The organism is Streptomyces sp. NPDC006463 (assembly GCF_042870715.1).
Classification (GTDB): domain Bacteria; phylum Actinomycetota; class Actinomycetes; order Streptomycetales; family Streptomycetaceae; genus Streptomyces.
Genome location: NZ_JBIAHP010000017.1, coordinates 121,006 through 127,850, shown reverse-complemented (window position 1 = coordinate 127,850; position 6,845 = coordinate 121,006). Strand labels below are relative to the sequence as shown.

The window sequence follows — 6,845 nt, the reverse complement described above, 5'->3', positions numbered from 1 at the left end:
ACACCGACAACACATTAGTATCGCGCGTCCTCACGCTTGTCGACGTCCGCGGGGGGGGCCGGGGGGGCGGGGGGGCGGCCCCCCCCCCCCCCCGCCCCCGCCCCCCCCGCCCCCGCCCCCGCCCCCAGCTAGAAATCTGACCGGACAGGACCCTGCCCATGCTGCCCTTGGACATCGCCGCCGCTGCCAGCATCCACGCGCGGCATCTCGCAGACGGTGACCCGGAACTCGCAGCGGTCGAGGCGGAGATCCGGCGTCTGGACCCCACGGGGCAGCGGTTCGCCTCGGTGCTCCGCGACACGATCGACCAGCTCCTGAACGGGGAGGTCACGGGCCGGTTCGACTGGAAGACCCTGTTCAAGACCGAGAAGACGCACGCGGGGACACTCGTGGAGATCAACCTCCAGAGAGCGTTCAGGTTCGACGACGGTGCCGAGATGGACTACCGGATCGCCGGCGCGGACGTCGACTGCAAGTACTCGCAGGCGTTCGGGGGCTGGATGATCCCGCCGGAGGCCATGGGGCATCTGTGCCTGCTCGTCTGGGCAGATGACTACAGCAGCCGCTGGAGTGCCGGTCTTCTGCGCATAGACGAGGCCTGGCTGAACCGCGGCAGCAACCGCGACCTCAAACTGACCGTGAAGGCAGAGCACAGGAACAAGATCCTTTGGCTCTGGCACGAAGCGGAGCTCCCGGAGAACGTCCTGCTGCACCTCCCCACCCAGATGAGGGACGCGATCCTCTCGTCGTCTTCCGGGCAGCGGCGGGTGAACGAGCTCTTCCGCCGGGTGCAGAACCGGCGAATCGGCCGCGGAGTGGTGCGGACGGTCGCGACCCAGCGGGACTACATGGCTCGGGTGCGTGAGGCGAAAGGCCGGGCGCGCACCGTGCTGCGTGAAGAGGGCCTGCTGATCCCCGGCCACTTCAGCAGCCACCAGGCCATAGCGCGGGCCCTGGGCGCCCCAGTACCCCGCCTTGGTGAACTGGTCAGCTTCCGCGTCGCGCAGGCCCAGCCCCATCACGGCAACCGGCCGCGCGTCGAGCTGGACGGCAGGACGTGGGTGCTGGCTGACGCCAGCGATCCGGTGGAACCGGCCCCTGTCCTGCCCAAGCACACGGATGCCGCTGCCCTGTAGGGCACGCGCACCGCGTCGTAGATTGAAAGAGTGCCCTCCGGGATGTTCGAGGGCACAGCTGAGCCAGAGCTAGCCCTGGAAGCAGGACTCCCCACGATGACCGAAGACTGGGACCGCCCGGAAGGGTCCTGGGCCTCTTCGGCGGCACGCCGCCGGAACATGCAGGCGATCCGGAGCCGCGACACCAAACCCGAGCAGCTGGTGCGCAAGCTGGTGCACGCGCGGGGGCTCCGCTACCGGGTGGCAGCGAAGCCCCTGCCGAAGGTCCGGCGGACGGCGGACATGGTCTTCCGTCCCGCGAAGGTCGCGGTCTTCATCGACGGCTGTTACTGGCACGGGTGCCCTGAGCACTACGTGCCGCCGAAGACCAACCAGGGGTACTGGTCAGAGAAGGTCGCGCGCAACATGGCCCGAGACCGTGACACCGACGCGCGGCTGCGCGAGGCCGGCTGGACCGTGCTGCGCTTCTGGGAACACGAATCACCCGAGGCGAGCGCTGACCGGATCGTCCTCACGGTGGCCGGGATCAGAGGGGCTGGGGATCGAAGCTGACAGGCTCCCGGTCTGCTTCGTCAGCCGAGGTCCGGCCTCAAGAGCAGCCTTGATCTGCAGACCCACGGCCTTGGCCACGGGGGGCGGGAAGGCGTTGCCCACCTGACGGTAGGCGGCAGTCTTGCGCCCCTGGAAGATCCATTGCTCCCCGCCCTCCTCTTCCGGGCCGAAGCCCTGGACGAGTGCGGCCTGCTTCACCGTGATCATGGGCAGGGTCTTGCCTGGCTCGCCCAGGTCACGCGCGGGGTTCTTTGTGTTGCCTTCCTTGTCCGGCTCGTCCGCGACGCCCAGCCCGGACACACCCAGGTTCTCCCAGGCCCTCTTCGCGCGGGTGGGACCGAGGTCAGCACCGCCGTGCTTCTTGGAGCCGCCCACCAGTGTCGGGGCGATGCCGCCGGAGGCTTTCTGGTACCAGTTCTCGAGGGCAGGCCCCTTGAGACCGCGCTCCACCATCGAATCCCGCAGGAGATCGCCGATCGTCGGCGGCTTCTTCTGGCCGGGCTGCGGCTTGTACCAGCCCTCGACGTCGAAGTGCTCCCAGTACTCGGGCTTCAGCGCGACGAGCAGGCTGCGGGGACGCAGCTGTGACACTCCGAAGTCACTGGCCTGGAGCTCCCGCCAGTCACAGCGATACCCAAGCAATTCAAGCTCGGCGACGATCTCCGCACGATAGTCGTCGAACTTGGACTGCATGAGACCACGGACGTTCTCGATCATCACCGCGGAAGGGTCCAGCTGCCGAGCCAGCTTGATCATGGTCGGGAACAGGTCGCGCTCGTCGTCACGGCCGAGCTGCTTGCCCGCCAGAGAAAAAGGGGGGCAGGGCACGCCTCCGGCGAGGAGATCGATCTGGCCCTTCATCTGGAGGGCCTCTTCACTCTCCACGTACACGCGGAGGTCCTGCTCCAGCACCTGCCATTCCGGTCTGTTGGCCCGGAGGGTCTCGCACGCGCTGGCGTCCATCTCGATGAGAAGCCTGTGCCCGAAGCCCGCCCGCTCAAGCCCGAGCGCCTGACCACCCGCACCGGCGCAGATCTCGACCGAGGTGAATTCGTACTCAGTGCTGGTCATGCACCCTCCTCCAGAACTCGCGCGGCGGAAACGCTTTGTACTCCGCCCTCACAGAGGGTGACAGAAGGCACTGACAACACCCTTTTTGACGATCCGACCACCTGCCAGGAAGGCACCACTGGCCACAGCGAACCAACCTACGATATCCGGGCCGCGGGGCTGCGGTGGAACGAGACGTACCCTATGCCGCTGTGACCGCGCTCTCCCCGCGCCGTCCGGCCCTATCAGAACGGGAACGAGAGCTGTTGGTGGCCGCGGGCCAGGGCTGTGGGTGGGGTGGGGCGGGGGGTGGTGAGGGTGAGGAGGGCGCGGAGGGCCGCTACGACCTCCGTGGGGGTGTCGCGGATCATCGACGGGGTGGCGCTGACCACCAGGATGCCGTGGGACTCCAGGCGCAGGCGGCGGCGGAGCGTGGCGTGCCAGGCGTCGCGGGTGTAGTGGTACTCCGCCGAGTCGATCTCCAGGGCGACGCCCTCGTCGGGCCAGTAGGCGTCCGGGCTGGCCAGGAAGGCGCCGTCCGGGGTGTAGAGGCGGGCGTTCCACAGGGGGGTCGGGAGGTCCGTGGCGGACAGAGCTTCGCGGGCGCGGGCCTCGGCGAGGGAGCGGGTACCGGCGAGGAGTTCGGCCGCGGCCGCGCGGATCGCGGGGCGGGTGAGGAGGCGGGCGGCGCGCAGTTCCGCGTGCAGGTCCTGCGGGTGGCACCAGCCGGCCTGGACGACGTGGGCCAGGGTCGACCGGATGCGGTCGGGGTCCTGGGTGCGGGCCGCGTAGTCGGCCGCCGCGCGGACCGGGCGGGTGCTCGGGATGCCCGAGACCGTGATCGTGCGCGGCCAGCGCGAGGTGGGGAGCGGCCGGACCTCCGGGGTGCCGGTGAGTCGGCGCGGGGCGCGGATCAGGACGTCGGCCGGTGCGTACGGGGCGTACGCGGTGGACGCGGTGTACGGGGCCTCGCGGATTCCGAGGAGGGCGAGGGCGGCGCCGCCGGTGAGGGCGGCCGTGTCACCGGACAGCGGGTCGGCGTCGGGCTCGGCGGCGTACAGGACGGCGGCCAGGGCGCGTTGGCGGTGGTCCGGGGGCCCGGTCTGGAGGAGGTACACACGGGGCAGTAAGCGCTGCCACGGGCCGCCCGGACGGGTCCGGGAGGTGATGGTGCCGTCGGGGACGCCCGCGGCGGTGAGCTGGTGGCGCGTGGCCAGGTTGAGCTGACGGCGGGGCGCGGGGGTCTGGCGGACTGTGATCATGCGGCCGGTATGCCCGGCCGTGATCCGCCGGACACCCGGGGGCCGGGCCGGCCGGGGACACGTCCTAGCGGTTCGGGTGGTCCGGGGACAGGAAGACGATCACCCCGGTCTCCGTGCCCGGCCGGGCCGCGACCTCGTGCCAGCCGAGGCGGCGGTAGGTGGCCACGGTGTCGGTGGCCAGACGGGAGGTCAGCAGCCAGGCGCGCCGGTCCGGGGCGTCGGCGGTGATCTCGGTGAGCAGGGCCCGGCCGGTGCCGTGGCCGCGCGCGTACGGACGTACGGCGAGTTCGTCTATCTCCAGGGCCCCGGTCAGCAGCTCCTTCACCCGGTCCGCGCCGAGCTGCGCAGCGACCTGGGCGTACGCCCGGTTCTTGGGGAAGGCGGCCGGCGTGATCCAGCCCGTGGCGAAGCCGTCGATGCCGGCCGCGGACTGGGCGATGGCCGTACGGAATCCACGGCGCCGGGAGTCGGTCTGGAGGCGGGTGGCGAACTGGCGAATGGTTTCTTCGTCCTCGTTCCACGGCGGGGCGGCGAAGACGTCGGTGTAGGCGTCGACCAGTTCGTCCGCGAGGTCGAGGACGGCCTGTCCGTAGCAGATCACGATGCCCTGGCTCCTGTGAGTGACGGTAGGGGTGCGGGATGGGGGTGAGGATTTTCCCCTTTGGGTGGGGAGAGTGAATTTATGCGCTTCGGGTTCCTGGGGTGGACATCGCACGGATCCGGCGAGTGTGCGACAAATCCCCTCCCCACCCTCCGTGTCGGGAAACCCGGCACCCGCGTTGAGCAGCACGTGGACAGACTGCTTCGAGCGGCCGGCCGGTGCGCGCTCGCCTTTCTTCTCGTCCTGGGCGTCGTGGCGTTGCTGCCGCGCTCGCTGCGGGACGCGGTGCCGGATGCCGTGATCGGCGGAGCCGTGCTGGTGCTGGGGTGGGTGCTGGGCGCCCATCGGATGGCCGGGCGGCCGCGTTAGCCTCGTATCCGAACGACGAACGACGAACGACGAACACGAACCACGAACAACGAACGACAAGAAGACCGCGGCAAGAAGACCGCAGGAGAGGGAGTTCGACATGGCGCGCGTACCGAGTTCCGTGGTGGCCGCCGCCGGGCTGGTCGGCGGTTACGCCGTCGCCCGGTGGACCAAGAAGCGGCCCCTGGGCGGTGTCGTCCTCGGCGCCGCCGGGCTCGCGGCCGGACGGGAGTGGCACCGCCAGGGCGGCGCGCCCGCGGCGGCCGGGCTCGGGGCGCTGTACCTGGCCGGCTTCGCGGGCGCGCACCCGCTGGCCAAGAAGGTCGGCGCCTGGCCGGCCGTCATCGGGGCGGCGGGCGTCGTGGCCGCCGCGTCCTGGGCCGTCGCCGACCGCGGCTGACAGCCCCGGCCCGCCACGACCCCAAGGCCCCCACGACCCTAGGGCCCCCAGGGCCCCCGGCGCCCCCAGGGGCGCTACGCCCCGAAGGCCCGCGACACCGTGTAGATCAGCAGGCCCGCCAGGGCGCCGACCACCGTGCCGTTGATGCGGATGAACTGCAGGTCCCGGCCGATGTGGGCCTCGATCTTGCGGGACGTGTGCTCGGCGTCCCAGCCCGCCACCGTGTCCGTGATCAGCGAAGTGATCTCGGTCCGGTAGTTGGTGACCACGTACACCACCGCGCCCTCGATCCAGCCCTCCACCTTGCCCTGGAGGCGGCCGTCCGTCGCCAGCCGCGCCCCCAGGGACATCAGCGAGGAACGGACCCGCAGGCGCAGCTCGCTCTGCTCGTCCTCCGCCGCCGAGATGATCATCGAGCGGATCGCGCTCCACGCGGAGGCGATCACCTCCTGGACCTCGCCGCGCGCCAGCAGCTCGGACTTGAGCCGTTCGATCCGGGCCTGCGTCTCCGTGTCCGACTGGAGGTCGGCCGCGAAATCCGTCAGGAAGCGGTCCACCGCTGCGCGCGCCGGGTGCTGGGGCATGTCCCGCATCTCCGTGACGAACCGCAGCAGCTCCTTGTAGACGCGGTCGCCGACCTTGCGGTCCACGAAGCGGGGGGTCCAGCCGGGCGCCCCGCCCTGGACCGCGTCCATCACTGACTCCCCGTGCGTGACGAGCCAGTCGTGGACCTTGGCGCACACGAGGTCGACGGCGCGGTGGTGGCCGCCGTCCGCGACGACCCGCTCCAGGGTCTTGCCCATGCCGGACGCGATCTCGGCCGTCTCGGCGCTCCGGGTGATGGCCTCGCCCACGATGGCCTGCACATCGGAATCCCGCAGTACGGTCAGGGCTCCGCGCAGGGCGGTGGCCAGTTCCGCGGTGACCCGGTCGGCGTGCGCGGGCTCGGCCAGCCAGGTGCCGAGGCGGCCGCCGATGCCGAGGGCGTGGAGGCGGGCCTTGACCACGTCGGAGGAGAGGAAGTTCTCGCCGACGAACTCGCCGAGGGAGATGCCGAGCTGGTCCTTCTTGGTCGGGATGATCGCGGTGTGCGGGATGGGCAGGCCGAGGGGCCGCCGGAAGAGGGCGGTGACGGCGAACCAGTCCGCGAGCGCGCCGACCATGCCGGCTTCGGCGGCCGCCGCGACGTAGCCGGCCCAGCCGCCCGCGCCGGCGTGCCGCGCCCACGTGGCCAGTACGTAGACCACCGCGACCAGGAGCAGCAGACCGGTCGCGGTGGTCTTCATCCGGCGGACACCGCGGCGGCGCTCCTCGTCGGCCGCGCTGAACACGAACGCTCCGCGGGCGGGCGGGGCAGGGGTCGGTGCCGTTGCCGCTCCCGCGCGTGGTGGCGGTGGGGCGGCACCTCCGTCTCTGGTGCGGTCGTCCACGTGCTCCTGCCTTCCCCCGGGGGCGCCGGTTTTGTCTGCATAGCA

General features: G+C 71.1%; 8 protein-coding genes. 4 read left to right on the top strand and 4 right to left on the bottom strand.

What is annotated here, in order from left to right; all coding sequences use genetic code 11:
• Positions 1 to 158 precede the first annotated feature (158 nt).
• Both ACFYOB_RS28155 and ACFYOB_RS28150 read left to right on the top strand, forming a co-directional pair.
• Entirely contained in the window at positions 159 to 1,136 is a 978-nt protein-coding gene (locus ACFYOB_RS28155; protein WP_388564061.1) for a NaeI family type II restriction endonuclease, read from the top strand.
• Between the two features lie 96 nt (positions 1,137 to 1,232).
• On the top strand, positions 1,233 to 1,688 hold the full coding sequence (locus ACFYOB_RS28150) for a very short patch repair endonuclease (RefSeq protein WP_388564059.1): 456 nt from the start codon (positions 1,233 to 1,235) through the stop codon (positions 1,686 to 1,688).
• On the opposite strand, the gene ACFYOB_RS28145 is transcribed toward ACFYOB_RS28150, so the two are convergent.
• The 3 genes from ACFYOB_RS28145 to ACFYOB_RS28135 all read right to left on the bottom strand — a co-directional run bounded on the left by ACFYOB_RS28145 (position 1,617) and on the right by ACFYOB_RS28135 (position 4,601).
• Entirely contained in the window at positions 1,617 to 2,759 is a 1,143-nt protein-coding gene (locus ACFYOB_RS28145) for a DNA cytosine methyltransferase (protein WP_388564057.1), read from the bottom strand. The two genes, ACFYOB_RS28150 and ACFYOB_RS28145, sit on opposite strands and share 72 nt — an antisense overlap.
• Positions 2,760 to 2,983: 224 nt before the next feature.
• The gene (locus ACFYOB_RS28140; RefSeq protein ID WP_388564055.1) at positions 2,984 to 4,000 is read right to left on the bottom strand and encodes a hypothetical protein; all 1,017 of its coding nucleotides are present in this window, start codon (positions 3,998 to 4,000) and stop codon (positions 2,984 to 2,986) included.
• Positions 4,001 to 4,064: 64 nt separating this feature from the next.
• Positions 4,065 to 4,601, bottom strand: coding sequence for a GNAT family N-acetyltransferase (locus tag ACFYOB_RS28135; protein WP_388564053.1), 537 nt, complete (start codon positions 4,599 to 4,601; stop codon positions 4,065 to 4,067).
• 189 nt (positions 4,602 to 4,790) lie between these two features.
• Here ACFYOB_RS28135 and ACFYOB_RS28130 point away from each other — a divergent pair, with 189 nt between their 5' ends.
• Complete coding sequence (locus ACFYOB_RS28130; RefSeq protein ID WP_388564051.1) at positions 4,791 to 4,970, top strand: hypothetical protein; 180 nt, start codon at positions 4,791 to 4,793, stop codon at positions 4,968 to 4,970.
• A 100-nt stretch (positions 4,971 to 5,070) separates the two neighbouring features.
• A complete protein-coding gene (locus ACFYOB_RS28125) occupies positions 5,071 to 5,370 on the top strand; it encodes a hypothetical protein (RefSeq protein ID WP_388564049.1) in 300 nt (99 codons plus the stop codon).
• Between the two features lie 74 nt (positions 5,371 to 5,444).
• Here the strand turns inward: ACFYOB_RS28125 and ACFYOB_RS28120 are convergent, their stop codons facing one another.
• Positions 5,445 to 6,800, bottom strand: a complete 1,356-nt coding sequence (locus ACFYOB_RS28120; RefSeq protein ID WP_388564047.1) for a DUF445 domain-containing protein — start codon at positions 6,798 to 6,800, stop codon at positions 5,445 to 5,447.
• Positions 6,801 to 6,845 lie beyond the last annotated feature (45 nt).

Coding starts and splice junctions, on each gene's coding strand:
- ACFYOB_RS28155 (WP_388564061.1), top strand. CDS start 159: ATGCTGCCCTTGGACATCGCCGCCGCTGCCAGCATCCACGCGCGGCAT.
- ACFYOB_RS28150 (WP_388564059.1), top strand. CDS start 1,233: ATGACCGAAGACTGGGACCGCCCGGAAGGGTCCTGGGCCTCTTCGGCG.
- ACFYOB_RS28145 (WP_388564057.1), bottom strand. CDS start 2,759: ATGACCAGCACTGAGTACGAATTCACCTCGGTCGAGATCTGCGCCGGT.
- ACFYOB_RS28140 (WP_388564055.1), bottom strand. CDS start 4,000: ATGATCACAGTCCGCCAGACCCCCGCGCCCCGCCGTCAGCTCAACCTG.
- ACFYOB_RS28125 (WP_388564049.1), top strand. CDS start 5,071: ATGGCGCGCGTACCGAGTTCCGTGGTGGCCGCCGCCGGGCTGGTCGGC.